This window comes from Pseudomonas sp. NFXW11 (genome assembly GCF_049887815.1).
Lineage (GTDB): Bacteria > Pseudomonadota > Gammaproteobacteria > Pseudomonadales > Pseudomonadaceae > Aquipseudomonas.
In genome coordinates this window covers 220,697-236,865 of sequence record NZ_JAGEKI010000002.1, presented here as the reverse complement: position 1 = coordinate 236,865, position 16,169 = coordinate 220,697, and the positions used below count along the sequence as shown (strand labels likewise).

General features: G+C 63.5%; 16 protein-coding genes. 5 read left to right on the top strand and 11 right to left on the bottom strand.

The features are described from left to right. Positions 1-54 precede the first annotated feature (54 nt). A complete protein-coding gene (locus J4P02_RS04335; RefSeq protein WP_426188116.1) occupies positions 55-801 on the top strand; it encodes an NRDE family protein in 747 nt (248 codons plus the stop codon). A 37-nt stretch (positions 802-838) separates the two neighbouring features. On the opposite strand, the gene ptsP is transcribed toward J4P02_RS04335, so the two are convergent. Together ptsP and J4P02_RS04325 are read right to left on the bottom strand one after the other, a co-directional pair. Next, positions 839-3,118 carry a phosphoenolpyruvate--protein phosphotransferase gene (gene ptsP, locus J4P02_RS04330; RefSeq protein WP_426188114.1) on the bottom strand — a complete coding sequence of 760 codons (2,280 nt, stop codon included), beginning with the start codon at positions 3,116-3,118 and terminating at the stop codon, positions 839-841. A 22-nt stretch (positions 3,119-3,140) separates the two neighbouring features. Further along, positions 3,141-3,620: an RNA pyrophosphohydrolase gene (locus J4P02_RS04325; protein ID WP_011064073.1), complete on the bottom strand. Its 480-nt coding sequence runs from the start codon at positions 3,618-3,620 to the stop codon at positions 3,141-3,143. A 144-nt stretch (positions 3,621-3,764) separates the two neighbouring features. Between J4P02_RS04325 and J4P02_RS04320 the strand changes: the two genes are divergently transcribed. Continuing rightward, positions 3,765-4,421, top strand: coding sequence for an HAD family hydrolase (locus J4P02_RS04320; RefSeq protein ID WP_426188112.1), 657 nt, complete (start codon positions 3,765-3,767; stop codon positions 4,419-4,421). Between the two features lie 50 nt (positions 4,422-4,471). On the opposite strand, the gene J4P02_RS04315 is transcribed toward J4P02_RS04320, so the two are convergent. The 4 genes from J4P02_RS04315 to ilvA are packed head-to-tail and all read right to left on the bottom strand — an operon-like array spanning position 4,472 to position 8,193. Further along, positions 4,472-4,939 (bottom strand): DUF2269 family protein, encoded by a 468-nt coding sequence (locus tag J4P02_RS04315; protein ID WP_426188110.1) that lies wholly within the window; start codon positions 4,937-4,939, stop codon positions 4,472-4,474. Next, positions 4,936-6,192, bottom strand: a complete 1,257-nt coding sequence (locus J4P02_RS04310) for an SDR family oxidoreductase (RefSeq protein WP_426188108.1) — start codon at positions 6,190-6,192, stop codon at positions 4,936-4,938. The genes J4P02_RS04315 and J4P02_RS04310 overlap by 4 nt, the downstream gene beginning before the upstream one ends. Positions 6,193-6,208: 16 nt before the next feature. Further along, a complete protein-coding gene (locus J4P02_RS04305; protein ID WP_426188106.1) occupies positions 6,209-6,637 on the bottom strand; it encodes a DUF2269 domain-containing protein in 429 nt (142 codons plus the stop codon). Positions 6,638-6,678: 41 nt separating this feature from the next. Further along, positions 6,679-8,193, bottom strand: coding sequence for a threonine ammonia-lyase, biosynthetic (gene ilvA / locus J4P02_RS04300; protein ID WP_426188104.1), 1,515 nt, complete (start codon positions 8,191-8,193; stop codon positions 6,679-6,681). A gap of 211 nt (positions 8,194-8,404) precedes the next feature. On the opposite strand from ilvA, the gene rpiA reads away from it, so the two are divergent. After that, entirely contained in the window at positions 8,405-9,076 is a 672-nt protein-coding gene (gene rpiA, locus J4P02_RS04295) for a ribose-5-phosphate isomerase RpiA (protein WP_426188102.1), read from the top strand. Positions 9,077-9,098: 22 nt separating this feature from the next. Here rpiA and J4P02_RS04290 read toward each other — a convergent pair whose 3' ends face one another. The 4 genes from J4P02_RS04290 to J4P02_RS04275 form a co-directional block, all read right to left on the bottom strand. Next, on the bottom strand, positions 9,099-10,007 hold the full coding sequence (locus tag J4P02_RS04290; RefSeq protein WP_426188100.1) for an SdiA-regulated domain-containing protein: 909 nt from the start codon (positions 10,005-10,007) through the stop codon (positions 9,099-9,101). Positions 10,008-10,104: 97 nt separating this feature from the next. Beyond that, the gene (locus tag J4P02_RS04285; RefSeq protein ID WP_426188098.1) at positions 10,105-11,031 is read right to left on the bottom strand and encodes an SdiA-regulated domain-containing protein; all 927 of its coding nucleotides are present in this window, start codon (positions 11,029-11,031) and stop codon (positions 10,105-10,107) included. Between the two features lie 162 nt (positions 11,032-11,193). Then, positions 11,194-11,859, bottom strand: a complete 666-nt coding sequence (locus J4P02_RS04280) for a fumarylacetoacetate hydrolase family protein (RefSeq protein WP_426188096.1) — start codon at positions 11,857-11,859, stop codon at positions 11,194-11,196. A gap of 44 nt (positions 11,860-11,903) precedes the next feature. Next, a complete protein-coding gene (locus J4P02_RS04275) occupies positions 11,904-13,298 on the bottom strand; it encodes an FAD-binding oxidoreductase (protein ID WP_426188094.1) in 1,395 nt (464 codons plus the stop codon). A 204-nt stretch (positions 13,299-13,502) separates the two neighbouring features. Here J4P02_RS04275 and serA point away from each other — a divergent pair, with 204 nt between their 5' ends. Next, positions 13,503-14,732 carry a phosphoglycerate dehydrogenase gene (gene serA / locus J4P02_RS04270; protein ID WP_426188092.1) on the top strand — a complete coding sequence of 410 codons (1,230 nt, stop codon included), beginning with the start codon at positions 13,503-13,505 and terminating at the stop codon, positions 14,730-14,732. A gap of 88 nt (positions 14,733-14,820) precedes the next feature. On the opposite strand, the gene J4P02_RS04265 is transcribed toward serA, so the two are convergent. Continuing rightward, positions 14,821-15,258, bottom strand: a complete 438-nt coding sequence (locus J4P02_RS04265) for a DUF4399 domain-containing protein (protein ID WP_426188090.1) — start codon at positions 15,256-15,258, stop codon at positions 14,821-14,823. A 132-nt stretch (positions 15,259-15,390) separates the two neighbouring features. Between J4P02_RS04265 and J4P02_RS04260 the strand changes: the two genes are divergently transcribed. Further along, entirely contained in the window at positions 15,391-16,161 is a 771-nt protein-coding gene (locus J4P02_RS04260; RefSeq protein ID WP_426188088.1) for a transporter substrate-binding domain-containing protein, read from the top strand. Positions 16,162-16,169 lie beyond the last annotated feature (8 nt).

Below are 16,169 nucleotides of genomic sequence, written 5' to 3'. Positions count from 1 at the left end.
ATAGCCGCTGGCTGGATGGGTAGAGTGGGCAAAAACACACAGGGGGCCACCTTAATGTGCTTGATCGTTTTCGCCTGGCGACCGGGTCATGCCCAACCGCTGATCGTCGCGGCCAACCGTGACGAATTCTATGCCCGGCCCAGCCTGCCCCTGGGGCAATGGCCGGAATCGCCGCAGATCCACGCCGGTCGCGACCTGGAAGCCGGTGGCACCTGGCTGGGAATCGGCGCCGACGGACGCTTTGCCGCCCTGACCAATATTCGCAACCCCCATCAACCGCCCGCCCGACGTTCCCGCGGCGAGCTGGTGGCGCGCTTTCTCGCCGGCACTGTGCCGCTGGAAGACTACTTGCAGGATGTGGTGGGCCGTTCGGTGGAGTACGCCGGTTTCAACCTGCTGCTGGGTACCGCCGAGCAGCTGTGGCACTACAACGCCCAGGACCTGGAGCCACAACGGCTCAAGCCCGGGGTCTATGGCCTGTCCAATGCCGGGCTCGATACGCCCTGGCCCAAGCTGCTCAAGGCCAAGGCCGCCTTGCAGGAAGTGCTGGCCGACCCGCAGCCCCAGGCACTCCTGGCACTGCTCAGCGACCCGCAGACGGCGCCCTTCGCCGAGCTGCCGGACACCGGCGTGGGCCTGGCCACGGAAAGCCTGCTATCGAGCGTGTTTATCGCCAGCCCCAGCTACGGCACCCGCGCCAGCACCGCGCTGATCGTCAGCGCCGACGGTTCACGGCATCTGCTGGAGCGCAGCTTCGGGCCTTATGGCGGGCATTTGGGAGAGGTGGAGCTGAAGGTCTGAAGCCTTCGCCGGCTAGCCGGCGAAGAAAACACCTTGATTACAGGGTCTTGGTCGAAGCCGGATTGATCATCCGCGCCAGCCCGAGCTTCTTCAGTGCCAGCTGCAGCGAACTGTGGATCACCTGCGGGTTGTCGATGGTCATCATCTCGTCCAGCAGTTCCTTGGCCTTGCTCATGCTGATCTGGCGCAGCATCCACTTGACCTTCGGCAGGTTGGTGGCGTTCATCGACAGGCTGTCGAAACCCATGGCCATCAGCAGCACCGCCGCCGCCGGATCACCGGCCATCTCGCCGCAGATGCTCACCGGCTTGCCTTCGGCGTGGGCGTCGCGCACCACGTTTTGCAGGGCTTGCAGCACCGCAGGGTGCAGGTAGTCGTAGAGGTCGGCGACCCGCGGGTTGTTGCGATCCACGGCCAGCAGGTACTGGGTCAGGTCGTTGGAGCCCACCGAGAGGAAGTCCGCCTGGCGCGCCAGTTCCCGGGTCTGGTAGACCGCCGCGGGAATCTCGATCATTACCCCCACCGGCGGCATCGGCACATCGGTGCCTTCGTCGCGCACTTCGCCCCAGGCGCGGTGGATCAGGTGCAAAGCCTCTTCCAGCTCGTGGATACCGCTGATCATCGGCAGCAGAATGCGCAGGTTGTTCAGGCCCTCGCTGGCCTTGAGCATGGCCCGGGCCTGCACCAGGAAGATTTCCGGGTGGTCGAGGGTCACGCGGATACCGCGCCAGCCCAGGAAAGGGTTGTCTTCCTTGATCGGGAAGTAGGACAGCGCCTTGTCGCCGCCGATGTCCAGGCTGCGCATGGTCACCGGCTGCGGATGGAAGGCCGACAGTTGTTCGCGGTAGATCGCCAGCTGTTCTTTCTCGCTGGGAAAGCGCTGGTTGATCATGAACGGTACTTCGGTGCGGTACAGGCCCACACCCTCGGCGCCGCGCTTCTGCGCCCGGGCCACATCCGCCAGCAGGCCGGTGTTGACCCACAGCGGCATGCGGTGGCCATCGGGGGTCACGCACGGCAGGTCGCGCAGGGCATCCAGGCCCTGGGCCAGTTGCCGCTCCTCTTCCACCACATCGGCGAACTGCTTGCGCAGCACTTCGCTGGGGTTGGTGTAGACCTCGCCGTGGTAGCCGTCGACGATCATCTGGATGCCGTCGACCTTGGAGTACGGCAGGTCCACCAGGCCCATCACCGTCGGGATGCCCATGGCCCGGGCCAGGATCGCCACGTGGGAGTTGCCCGAGCCCAGCACCGAGACCAGGCCCACCAGCTTGCCTTCCGGCACTTCGCCGAGCATGGCCGGGGTCAGCTCTTCACTGACCAGGATGGTGTTGTCGGGGTAGACCAGGGTCTGCTGGCGCTCTTCCTGCAGGTAGGCCAGGAGCCGGCGGCCCAGGTCCTTGACGTCCGAGGCGCGCTCACGCAGGTAGGCGTCGTCCATCAATTCGAAACGGTTGACGTGATCGGTGACCACCTGGCGCAACGCGCCCTGGGCCCATTGCCCGGTCTTGATCACGGTTTTCACTTCGCTGCCCAGGGAAGCGTCGTCGAGCATCATCAGGTAGACGTCGAACAGCGCGCGTTCTTCCGGGCGCAGCTGGGTGGCGAGTTTTTCCGACAGCGCGCGCATGTCGGCGCGCACCCCTTCCAGGGCACTCTTGAACAGCGCCAGTTCGGCGTCGATATCGCTGATGTACTTGTCCGGCACCACATCCAGATCGGCGGGCGGCAGCATCACCACCGCGCTGCCCACCGCCGCACCGGGCGCGCCCGGTACACCGACGAACTTGGCTTCCTGGATGCCCTTGCCCTGGCGCCCCAGGCCGCGGATCGAACCAGTGGCCTCGGCATGGGCGATAACCCCGGCGAGCTGGGCGCTCATGGTCACCAGGAAGGCCTCTTCGCCCTCGTCGAACTGGCGGCGCTCCTTCTGCTGGATCACCAGTACGCCCACCACTCGGCGGTGATGGATGATCGGCGCCCCCAGGAACGAGGCATAGCGTTCCTCGCCGGTTTCGGCGAAGTAGCGGTAGCGTGGGTGATCGGCGGCGTTTTCCAGGTTCAGCGGTTCTTCCCGAGTGCCCACCAGGCCCACCAGGCCTTCGTTGGGGGCCATGCTGACCTTGCCGATGGAACGCTTGTTCAGACCCTCGGTGGCCATCAGCACAAAACGATTGGTTTCCGGGTCCAGCAGATAGACCGAGCAGACCTGGCTGCCCATGGCCTCTTTGACGCGCAAGACAATGATCCCCAACGCCGTCTTGAGATCCTTGGCGGAGTTAACTTCCTGGACGATCTTGCGCAGCGTATTGAGCATGGCTCGGGGTCGAACTCCGTCGTCAGTCGCGCACTAAGAGGCGCGGGGCAAGCTCTTTGAGAGCGCGGCGATACACCTCGCGCTTGAATGTCACCACCTGGCCCAACGGATACCAATAACTGACCCAGCGCCAGCCATCGAACTCCGGTTTACCGGTCAAATCCATCCGCACCCGCTGCTCGTTGGAGATCAGGCGCAGGAGAAACCATTTCTGTTTCTGGCCGATGCACAGCGGCTGGCTGTGGGTCCTGACCAGGCGCTGCGGCAAACGATAGCGCAACCAGCCCCGGGTGCAGGCGAGAATTTGCACATCTTCGCGCTCCAGCCCGACTTCTTCGTTCAACTCGCGATACAAGGCGTCTTCCGGCGTTTCGTCGGGGTTGATGCCCCCCTGGGGAAACTGCCAGGCATCTTGATTGATACGGCGAGCCCATAGCACCTGGCCGGCATCATTGGTCAGAATAATCCCGACATTGGGGCGGAAACCATCGGGGTCGATCACGGCTACAACCTCGCAAACGCATGTCGCCGCATTGTTCCACAAAGCTTGGGAATGCAGCAACGAGGCTGCTTAGCTTATGTGCACTCTTGTGAAAAGACCGTATTCTGGGCACCTTTTTCCGCGACTTTTCAGTGAGTAACTGCAATGCGCCTGGCTTTATTCGACTTGGACAACACGCTTCTGGGCGGCGACAGCGACCACGCCTGGGGCGACTACCTGTGCGAACGTGGCTTCCTCGACCCGATCGCCTACAAGGCCCGCAACGACGAGTTCTACCAGGACTACCTGGCGGGCAAGCTCGACAACGCCGCCTACCTGAACTTCTGCCTGGAAATCCTCGGCCGCACCGAGATGGCGGTGCTCGAGGAATGGCATCGCGACTACATGCGCGACTGCATCGAGCCGATCCTCCTGCCCAAGGCCCAGGCCCTGTTGGACAGTCATCGCGAGGCCGGCGACAAGCTGGTGATCATCACCGCCACCAACCGTTTCGTCACCGCGCCGATTGCCGAGCGCCTGGGGGTGGAAACCCTGATCGCCACCGAATGCGAAATGCACGACGGCCGCTACACCGGGCGCAGCACCGACGTGCCGTGTTTCCGCGAAGGCAAGGTGACCCGCCTGCAGCGCTGGCTGGAGGAAACCGGCCACAGCCTGGACGACAGCTACTTCTATAGCGACTCGATGAACGACCTGCCGCTGCTGGAACAGGTGACCACCGCCGTGGCCGTGGACCCCGATCCGAACCTGCGAGCCGAAGCGCAGAAACGCGGTTGGCAGGTGATCAGCCTGCGCGACTAGAGCGTTCGCCGGAGAGCCGGCTGTAGGCGCTGGCTTGCCAGCGAAAAAACCTACGCCGGCTTGGCCACCATCAGGTAGAAAATCACCATGAAGGCCAGGAACGCCGGCCAGCCCAGGGCGAACCACCAGCGCATATAAAGGGTGGCTCGCAAGGGCATCGGCGTGCCGTCGCGCAGTGCCTGTTCGGCCATCTTGTGCACCCGGATCTGCAACCAGACCACCGGCAGCCAGCACAACCCCGCCACGCCATACAGCCCCAGGCTCCACAGCAGCCAGGACTGCTGCAATGGCCAGCCCGCCAGGTGCACCAAACCCAGCCCGCTCAGCGGCTGGAATACCGCCGTGGTGGCGGTGAAGGCCCAGTCGGCGAACACCAGGTGCTTGAAGGTCACGGCAATCACTTCCAGCTTGCCGCTGCGCCAGGCCCGCAGCGCGTAGTAGGCCGAGCCCGCGCCCAGGCCGAAAAGCACGGTGGAAGACAGGATATGCAGGGTTTTCAACAGCAGATAAGCACTCATCGGCAAGGTTCGGTCCACAACAGCCAAAGGGTCGCCACCATCAGCACCAGGTTCTTGGCCACGGCGGCATAAGGGTCAAACCAGAAGTGCGGCAGAATCAGGCTGATGATCAGGGTGTAGCCGAGCATCAAGGCCAACTGCGCCTGCAAGGCCCGTCGACGCCAGCGCCGCAGCAACAGGCCGACACCCAGCAGCGCGTCGCAGAGCGAGCCGCCGATCACCGCCAGGCTCGCCCACACCCCCTGCACCGAGGCTTCGGCCATGATCCGCAGGCCCCAGTCGTAGCCGGGGCCGATGCACACCGCCGCCGTGCCCAGCCAGATCAGCACCAGCACCGCCAGCAGCAGTGGGCGCAGGGCCAGCTGGGTGCTTTGCGCGGCCTGCGGCCAATCCTGCAGGCGCGCCGCCAGGGGTGCCGCATGGTAGCCGCAGACCGAGGCCAGCACTTCGGGGTCGGCCAGGTTATCGCTGCGGGCCATGGCCAGGCTTTGCCGATTCAGGGCACGCCAACCCAGACGATCACCCAGGGCCGCGGCCCCGCTGAGGAGCAGCGCGGGCACTTGGCAGTAACGGCCCGGCGCCCAGCCCTGGGCCTGGCGCAGATAATCGAGCAACTGCGCCATGCTCATCCGCTGCGGCCCCACCAGGGGCAGCACCATGGATTCATGCGGCCAGTGCCGGAGCAGCGCCAGCACTGCGGCGCCCAGGTCCTCCACATGCAGCGGCTGCATTTGCGCCCGGGACGACAGCAGCGGAATCAGCGGCCAGGGCGACAGCCGCGCCAGCCAGCCACTGCTGGCGCCACCGGCCCCCAGCACCAGCGACGGACGCAGCACCACCGCCGGCACGCCCAGGCGCAGCAGGTAGTCATCGGCCGCGGCCTTGCTCGCCAGAAAGGGCACATGGGGCTGGGTGCCGGCGCCCAGTGCGGAAATCTGCAACACCCGCACGCCCCGGGCCGCAGCCAGGTCGAATAGCGCCCGGGTGCCCAGGTCCTGGGTCAGGGTCAGCGCCCGGGCATCGCTGCTCAACAGCCCGGCGGCATTGATCAGCAGGTCGGTATCGGCAGGCAGGACAAAGGGCGTGGGCTCATGGCCCAGGCGATCGAGATCCAGTTGCCGCCACTCCACTCCCGGCAGGCCGGGCGCTTGTGGATGGCGGCTGGTGGCGATCAGTTGATGACCGGCGGCGTGCAGCACTGACAGCAGATGGCGACCGACAAACCCTGTGGCCCCCACCAGAACGACCTTCATGGCAATCCTTAACGGCTCAGACCGGCTTGGCGCCCATCAGCCCGGCAATGGTGACGAAACACAGGGCGCTGAAGATCGCCAGCACCAGGGTGAAGGCCAGGCCGCTGGCAGCCTTGGCCTGCCGCAGGCGGTTGAGCCGCACCATTAGCCACAGCCAGGCCAGGGCGCCCAGGGTGTAGAGCACACTGGAACCCAGCAGCCAAGTCTGCCCCAGGGGCCAGCCCACCAGGTGCACCAGCCACCAGCCGCTGAACGGCAGGGTGATCAGGCCCAGCGCCAACAGCAGCCAGCCGAACAGCCCCGGGCGTTGCAGCACTCGGCTGTAGACAGTCGCATCACCCTGGCGACGCAGGCGCCAGACCCAGATCGCCAGGCCCAGCGCACTGCCCAGCACCAGCACAGTGGCCAGTACATGCAAGGTCTTCAGCGTGGTCAGTGTTTCCATGTGCGTGCTTCCTTAAAGGCCCCGTTTCTCAGCGTAGCCGCTCAGCCGAGGAACAGCTGATAGGCCGGGTTGTCGCTTTCATCCCAGTACGGGTAGCCGATCTGCTCCAGGGCCGCCGGCACCAGATGGCGCTCCTCGGCCGGCACTTGCAGGCCCGCCACCACCCGGCCGTCCGCGGCGCCGTGGTTGCGGTAATGGAACATCGAGATGTTCCAGCGCCCGCCGAGCTTGTTGAGGAAGTTGAACAGCGCTCCCGGACGCTCCGGGAACTCGAAGCGCAGCACCACTTCGTCGCTGACCTTCTCGGCCCGGCCGCCGACCATGTAGCGGATGTGCAGCTTGGCCAGTTCGTTGTCGGTCAGGTCGATCACCGGGAAGCCCTGTTCGCCGAGGCTGGCGATCAGCGCGCTGCGCGGATCGTTTTCCGGGTGGGTCTGCACGCCAACGAAGATATGCGCCTCGCTGCCGGTGTTGTAGCGGTAGTTGAATTCGGTGATCTGGCGCTTGCCCACGGCCTCGCAGAAAGCCTTGAAGCTGCCCGGCTTCTCGGGAATGGTCACGGCGATGATGGCTTCGCGGCCCTCGCCCAGTTCGGCGCGCTCGGCCACATGGCGCAGGCGGTCGAAGTTGACGTTGGCCCCGGAATCGATGGCCACCAGGGTCTGCCCGGTTATACCGCGCTGCTCGACGTACTTCTTGATCCCGGCCACGCCCAGGGCGCCGGCAGGTTCGGTGATCGAGCGGGTATCGTCGTAGATATCCTTGATGGCGGCGCAGATCTCGTCGGTGCTGACGGTGATCACTTCGTCCACATAGTCTTTGCAGATGTCGAAGGTGTGCTGGCCGATCTGCGCCACCGCCACGCCGTCGGCGAATATGCCCACAGTCGGCAGCACCACCCGCTCACCGGCGGCCATGGCGGCCTGCAGGCAGTTGGAGTCGTCCGGTTCGACGCCGATGATCTTGGTGTCCGGACGCAGGTATTTCACATAGGCGGCGATGCCGGCGATCAGCCCGCCGCCGCCCACCGGAACGAAAATCGCGTCCAGCGGCCCCGGGTGCTGGCGCAGAATCTCCATGGCCACCGTGCCCTGCCCGGCAATGGTGTGGGGATCGTCGTAGGGATGGATGTAGACGTAGCCTTTTTCGTCCACCAGCTTCAGCGAATAGGCCAGCGCCTCGGGGAAGCTGTCGCCATGCAGCACCACCTTGCCGCCCCGGGAACGCACGCCTTCGACCTTGATCTCCGGGGTGGTCTTGGGCATCACGATGGTGGCCTTGACCCCCAGCACCTTGGCCGCCAGCGCCAGGCCCTGGGCATGGTTGCCCGCCGAGGCGGTGACCACGCCACGGGCGCGCTCGGCGTCGCTGAGCTGGGTCAACTTGTTGTAGGCGCCGCGAATCTTGAACGAGTACACCGGCTGCAAGTCTTCGCGCTTGAGCCAGATCTGATTGCCCAGCCGCTCGGAGAGCTGGCGGGCAGTCTGCAATGGGGTTTCTACGGCAACGTCGTAAACGCGCGAGGTGAGGATCTTCTTAACGTACTGTTCGAGCATCGGAAAGCATCACTGAGCGGGTTGGGCAGGGCCAAGGAGTCTAACCCAGCGTTTGCCCGGGCGACCACACGAATACCGAGGTTTAGCCTGCCCCCATTGCCTTTGCCGCTCCGCCGGCAATCGGCCGGGAAGCCAAACGGGCAATGACCTGATCGGCTCCGGCGCCTATAATGCCGGCCTTTGTGCCCCCCCTGCCCGCTTCGGAGCCCGCATGACCCAGGATCAACTCAAACAGGCTGTTGCCCAGGCCGCCGTCGACCTTATCCTCCCGAAACTCGACGACAAGAGCATCGTCGGGGTCGGCACCGGCTCCACCGCCAACTGCTTTATCGATGCCCTGGCCCAGCACAAGGCCGCCTTCGACGGCGCCGTGGCCAGCTCCGAAGCCACCGCCGCACGCCTCAAGGGCCATGGCATTCCGGTGTATGAACTCAATACCGTCAGCGACCTGGAGTTCTACATCGACGGCGCCGACGAAAGCGACGAGCACCTGAACCTGATCAAGGGCGGTGGTGCAGCCCTGACCCGGGAAAAGATCGTCGCCGCCGTGGCCAAGACCTTTATCTGCATCGCCGACGCCAGCAAGCTGGTGCCGGTACTGGGCAACTTCCCGCTGCCAGTGGAAGTGATTCCCATGGCCCGCAGCCATGTCGCCCGCGAACTGGTGAAGCTGGGTGGCGATCCGGTGTACCGCGAAGGGGTGATCACCGACAACGGCAACATCATCCTCGATGTGCACAACATGCAGATCACCGACCCGGTGGCGCTGGAAAGTCGGATCAATGCCATTGTCGGCGTGGTCACCAACGGCCTGTTCGCCGCGCGCCCGGCCGATGTGCTGCTGCTGGGCACCGCTGACGGGGTGAAGACCCTCAAGGCCTGAAGCGACAGACAAGAGCCGGCCCCTAGGGCGCCGGTTTCTTGAAGACGTAGAACAGGTTCGGTTCGCTCACCAGGTACAGGGTACCGGCGTCATCCATGGCGATACCCTCGGCCTGGGGCACCGACTGTTTCAAGCCCTGGCGGCCCTTACCCAGGGCCAGGGTGCTCAACGGGCGCCCCTGTACATCCAGCTCCACCACCAGTCGCGACTCATCCGACAGGGCCAGCAAGTGCCCGCTGCGCTCGTCGTATTGCAGGCTCGACAAGTCCCGCACGAACAGCCCCGCGTCGCGTTGGGGATCGTTCAACACCTGCAGCCCGGCCGCCTTGCCCGGGATTTCGCCGGGAAAACCCTGCACTTCATAGATCAGCATCGGGTCGCGCTCCTTGGCGACGAACAGGCGCTTGCCCCGGGAATCGTAGGCCAGCCCTTCGAAGCCCTTGTTGCCGGGCAGATGCAGGCCCAGGGTGATCTGCTCGGCCTCGCGCGCATCCACCGCGGTGGTCTCGTCGTCGAGATGGATCTTCACCAAGCGCTGCTGGCGCTCATCGCTGATCACATAGGTATTGGCGGCGATAAACTCCACCGCCTCCGGATCGCCGAAGCCCATCAGGGCGATGCGTCGCAGCACCTGACCTTCCAGGGACAGCTCCACCAGCTCGGCATTCTGGTTGGTCACAGTGAACAGGCTATTGCGCAGCGGGTCGTAGGTCAGCGCCGAAACTTCATCCAGGCCCTCGATGGGCTGCGCCTGCAGCACCGCCCGATAGTCGCCCAGGCCCAGGGACTGGGGGGCGGCCACCTGCCAATGGGCTTGCCAATCGAACCAGGCGCGCTGCCACAGCCGATGGTTATGGGCGAACGCCGCCAGCAGCACGGCCAACAGGCCAAGAATCAGATAGAGGGGTTGCAGACGGGTCAAGCGATACATGGCGGGCCGGCTCGAAATCAGGACAGGCGAATGAAATATCACGGCCGCCTGAATTCAAGCTTAACCAGCGGTCCGGCCAGGGCGCCGGACCACCGGTTCATTGTTTCTCGAAGCGATAGAACAGGTTGGGCTCACTGACCATGTAGAGGTTGCCCGCTTCATCCATGGCTACCCCTTCGGCCCGGGGAATGGTGTTCTTCAGGCCATTGAAACCGCCAAGCAGGGCCATGAAGCTGACCTGCTCGCCCTGCTCGTCCAATTCCAGCAACAGATGGGAGTCGGCGGACAGCACTAGGGTATGCCCGGTGCGCGGATCGATGCCCAAGGCAGAAAGATTGCGCAGGTCGAGTTCATCGCTGGCCAGCTTCTGCTTGTCGCCCTTGAGCACCGCACTGCCGTCGCTGCTCCAGGTGAACAATGCCGGCGGCCGCTCTTCCCCCAGCAGCAGCTGTTGCTTGCGCGGGTTCCAGGCGATGGCTTCGAAGGCCTTGTTCTGGTCTGCCGAGGGGCCCAGGTCGTAAGTCGGGAAATCCTTGATGTTCAACGCCTGGGTATTGGCCTCGAGCTTGACCATCACCAGCGAATGCTGACGCTCGTCGACAATCGCCAACAAGCCGTTTTCCAGGACCGCCACCCCTTCAGGGTTGGCCCAGCCCACCAGGGGAATCTTGCGCAGGACGTCACCTTGCAGGGTCAACTCCACCAGGAACGGGTTCTTGCCCATCACCGAGAACAGGGTCTTGGTTTGCGGGTTATAGGCAAGGTCGGAGGCCTCGTCGCGCTCCATGCCCGGCAGTGCCTTGGCATCGATCACCACGCGGTAATCGGGCAGCCAGACGCTGGCGCTGCGCTCGGCTGGGCTGACAAAACCTTCCTGGACCCAGAGCACGCCACGGTCGTCCCAATGCAGGACACTGGCAACGCCATAACAGATGACGCCGGCCAGCAGCAGCCAGGAATACCAGCGCATGCGCAGTTTCAGCCGACGGGCAACTTGAGGTTTAGGCAGGGGGTGGGCGTCCATCACACAGATTCCAGAAGCTCGGCCATGGGTAATAGCACACGAATTTCACATCCGCGAACCCTAAGCTCTGGAATTATCCGCAGAGGATGTGAAAAAACGGTTAACACACCCTCCTTGGCCTGAGGTGTCCGGTATTTCCGGGCCCTCAGGCAAGGATCAGGTTCAGCGCACGCTGCTGCTGAAACGGCTGGCACCCGGCAATTCCAGCACCAGTTCGTCACCGACATTCAGCGGACCGACCCCGACCGGGGTACCGGTGAGGATCACATCGCCGGCCTGCAGGGAGAAGCAACCAGCCATGTACTGGATCATCGGCACTATGGGGTTGAGCATGATGCTGCTGTTGCCGTCCTGGCGCACTTCGCCGTTGATGGTCAGGCGGATGCCGATATCGCTCAGGTCGGGGAAGGTGCTGCCCACCACGAAAGGCGCGATCACCGCCGCGCCATCGAAGCACTTGGCGACTTCCCAGGGCAGGCCCTTGGCCTTGAGCTCGGCCTGCTTGTCGCGCAGGGTCAGGTCCAGGGCCGGCGCGAAGCCGGAAATGGCGTCCAGTACCTCTTCACGGCTGGGCTTGGTGGACAGCGGCTTGCCGATCAGCACCGCGATCTCGGCCTCGTAGTGCACCGAACCGCGCTCGGTGGGAATGGCAAAGCCGCCTTCCAGCGGCACCACGCAACTGCCCGGCTTGATAAACAGCAGGGGCTCGGTGGGAACCGGGTTATCCAGTTCCTTGGCGTGCTCGGCGTAGTTGCGGCCGATGCACACCACCTTGCCCACCGGAAAATGAATCCGGGTACCGTCGACATACTGGTGCTGATAGCTCATTTACCGACTCCTGCTCGTGTACTTCATCAGGACGCTGCCTGCTCTCAAACAGCGAAGATCTTGCCCGGGTTCATGATGCCGTTCGGGTCGAACGCCGCCTTGACCGCCTTCATATAGTCGATTTCCACCGGCGAGCGGCTGTAGGTCAGGTAATCGCGCTTGGTCATGCCCACGCCGTGTTCGGCGGAGATCGAGCCGTTGTACTTCTCGACCGTCTCGAACACCCACTTGTTGACCGTGGCGCACTTGGCGAAGAACTCGTCCTTGCTCAGGTTGTCCGGCTTGAGGATGTTCAGGTGCAGGTTGCCGTCGCCGATATGGCCGAACCAGACAATTTCGAAATCCGGGTAATGCTTGCCGACGATGGCGTCGATTTCCTGGAGGAAGGCCGGCACTTTCGACACGGTGACCGAAATGTCGTTCTTGTACGGGGTCCAGTGGGAGATGGTCTCGGAGATGTACTCGCGCAGCTTCCACAGGTTGTGCAGCTGGGTTTCGCTCTGGCTCATCACCCCGTCCAGCACCCAGCCCTGCTCCACGCAGTGCTCGAAGGTCTCCAGGGCGTGGTTGGCCACTTCCTCGGTGGTGGCTTCGAATTCCAGCAGGGCGTAGAACGGGCAGTCGGTCTCGAACGGCGCCGGCACATCGCCACGGGCGAGGATCTTGGTCAGGGCCTTGTCGGAGAAGAATTCGAAGGCGGTGAGGTCGAGCTTGCCCTGGAAGGCGTGCAGCACCGGCATGATCGAGTCGAAATCCGGGGTGCCCAGGACCATCGCGGTGAGGTTCTTCGGTGCCCGGTCCAGGCGCATGGTGGCCTCGACCACGAAGCCCAGGGTGCCCTCGGCGCCGATAAACAGCTGGCGCAGGTCATAGCCGGTGGCGTTCTTGATCAGGTCCTTGTTCAGTTCCAACAGGTCGCCCTTGCCGGTGACCACCTTCATGCCGGCCACCCAGTTGCGGGTCATGCCGTAGCGAATCACCTTGATCCCGCCGGCATTGGTGCCGATATTGCCGCCAATCTGGCTGGAACCTGCGGAAGCGAAATCCACCGGGTAGTACAGGCCGTTGTCTTGCGCGAGGTTCTGCAACTGCTCGGTGACCACCCCGGGCTGGCACACGGCGGTGCGGTCGGTGAGGTTCAGGTCGAGAATCTGGTTCATGTAGTCGAAGGACACCACCACTTCGCCATTGGCCGCCACAGCCGCCGCCGACAACCCGGTACGCCCGCCCGAAGGCACCAGGGCAACCTTGTGCTGATTGGCCCAGCGCACAATGGCCTGGACCTGCTCGGTGGTCTTGGGAAACACGATGGCCGCCGGGGCCGGAGCGAAATGCTTGGTCCAATCCTTGCCGTAAGCATTCAGGGAGTCAGCGTCGGTCAGCACCTTGCCAGGCTCAACCAGGGTCTTCAGCTCATCAATCAGGGCAGGATTGGTCATCGACAGAACTCTCGAACAATTCATGGTCATCCTGAGAACGCTTCACGTCGCAGGAATGAGTGTTTAGCGGGGCGCGTATGCTAGCATACCGCCCCCGCAGCAGAGTGCCCAAGGGCCTTTCTGTGGTGGCGGTCACGTGCCGTCCAGGTCAGCTCAAGCTGTCCATTTCCCTGCCAATTTTCTCCGGGACACAGGTTTACGCAGATGAGCAAGACTTCTCTCGATAAGAGCAAGATCAAGTTCCTTCTCCTCGAAGGCGTCCACCAATCCGCTGTCGACGTCCTCAAGGCCGCCGGCTACACCAGCATCGAGTACCTCACCGGTTCTCTGCCGGAAGCCCAGCTCAAGGAAAAGATCGCCGATGCACACTTCATCGGTATTCGCTCCCGCACTCAACTGACCGAAGAGATCTTCGACCACGCGAAGAAACTGGTCGCAGTGGGCTGTTTCTGCATCGGCACCAACCAGGTTGACCTGGAAGCGGCACGCGAACGCGGCATCGCGGTGTTCAACGCGCCTTACTCCAACACCCGTTCGGTGGCCGAGCTGGTGCTGGCCGAGGCCATCCTGCTGCTGCGCGGCATCCCGGAGAAAAACGCATCCTGCCACCGTGGCGGCTGGATCAAGAGCGCGGCCAACTCCTTCGAAATCCGCGGCAAGAAGCTGGGTATCGTCGGTTATGGTTCCATCGGCACTCAGCTGTCGGTTCTGGCCGAAGGCTTAGGCATGCAGGTGTACTTCTACGACACCGTGACCAAGCTGCCGCTGGGCAACGCCACCCAGGTGGGCAACCTGCACGAACTGCTGGGCATGTCCGATATCGTCACCCTGCACGTGCCGGAAACCGCGGCCACCCAGTGGATGATCGGCGAGAAGGAAATCCGCGCGATCAAGAAGGGCGGCATCCTGATCAACGCCGCCCGCGGCACCGTGGTCGAACTGGACGCCCTGGCGGACGCGATCAAGGACAAGCACCTGATCGGCGCAGCCATCGACGTGTTCCCGGTGGAGCCACGCTCCAACGACGAAGAGTTCGAAAGCCCGCTGCGCGGCCTGGACAACGTGATCCTGACCCCGCACATCGGCGGCTCCACCGCCGAGGCCCAGGCCAACATCGGCCTGGAAGTGGCAGAGAAACTGGTCAAGTACAGCGACAACGGTACCTCGGTGTCCTCGGTCAACTTCCCTGAAGTGGCACTGCCGGCTCACCCGGGCAAGCACCGCCTGCTGCACATCCACGAGAACATCCCGGGCGTGATGAGCGAGATCAACAAGGTCTTCGCCGAAAACGGCATCAACATCTCCGGCCAGTTCCTGCAGACCAACGAAAAGGTCGGCTACGTGGTGATCGACGTCGACGCCGAGTACTCGGACCTGGCGCAAGAGAAGCTGCAACACGTCAACGGCACCATCCGTTGCCGCGTGCTGTTCTAAGAGCAGCTGCGAGCGGCAAGCTGTGAGCCGCAAGCGGTACAAAAAAGGGAGCCTTGATAGGCTCCCTTTTTTTGTACCGTGTTTACGATTATTTCACTGTGACTGTGATTTTCTTGGAGACGATCACCGGGTCGAACGGCACGTGGTTCTTGTCGCCCAGCTCCAGTTGCAGGGTGTGCTTGCCCGGCGCCAGGGTCACTTCGGTTTCGGTCTGGGCCTTGCCGAAGTGGATGTGCTTGGCATCGGCTGGAATCGGCAGGTTTTCCGCCGGCAGCTGGTCGACATCGATCAGCAGGTGGTGATGGCCGGTGTTGGCGGTCTGGTCGCCGGCCGGTGCCAGGGCGATGCCTTCAACCCCGAACTGGACCTTGAAGGTCTTGTCCACGGTAGCCCCGTCAGCCGGGGAAACGATGAATACCTTGGCCTGTGCAGGGGCCGCAGTACGAGGAATATCCGCAGCAACAGCCAGTGTCGAGGCTCCCAGCAACAGACCGGCCAAGGCCGCACGAGACATAAAATTTTTCATTATCTTCTCCAGTTTTTCCGCAAATCTTTTACGGTGATGACAACTTCATGGCAATTCGTTGTCGAAGGCACTCAACACCTTAGCAAAGCGAGCCTGAACGGCGCATCGCTCATATAAATTCAAGGAGTGACCATGCGTTTCCTGCCTGGCCTGATACTTTTGCTGCCCCTTGTGAGCACTGGCGCTCAAGCCGAACTGATGGACGACATCAATGACCGCGGGGAACTGCGCATCGCCCTGGAAGCCGATACGCCGCCCTTCAACTTCAAGGATGAGGGCAAGCTCAGCGGCTTCGAGGTGGAGCTGGGGCAACTGCTGGCCCGCGAGCTGGACGTACGCGCCGACTTCGTCGTAACGCCAGCGGCCGAGTTGCTGCCCGGGGTCGAGAGCGGCAGGTTCGACGTGGCCATCAACCACATAGCAGTGACCGCGGAACTCAAGGATCGTTTCGACTTCAGCGAACCCTACAGCTACACCAGCGCACAATTGATAGTGCGCAAGGAAGAACAGCGCCCGCTGCTTTCACTCCAGGCCCTGGGCGTGGCGCAAGGCAGCCGGTTCGTCGACCAGGCGCGGACCGTGGAAGGCACCAACCTGCGCAGCTACGCCGATGCCCAGCAACCGATCAAGGATGTGGCGGACAAACAGATCGACGCCGCCATCAGCGACCGCCTGCTGATTCCCTATGCCATTCGCGACAGCCACCTGCCGGTGAAGGAAGGGGCCAAGGTAGGGCCGACCCTGAGCCTGGCGATCCCCTTCCAGAAGGGCAACCCGGCGTTTCGCGCCAGCCTGGACAGCGCCCTGCAGCGGATCAAGGCCGATGGGCGGCTGATGGCGCTGTCGGAGAAGTGGTTCGGCATGGATGCGAGCAAACCGCCCAAGGCGCAAGCCGAGGAGTAACTCGCCCC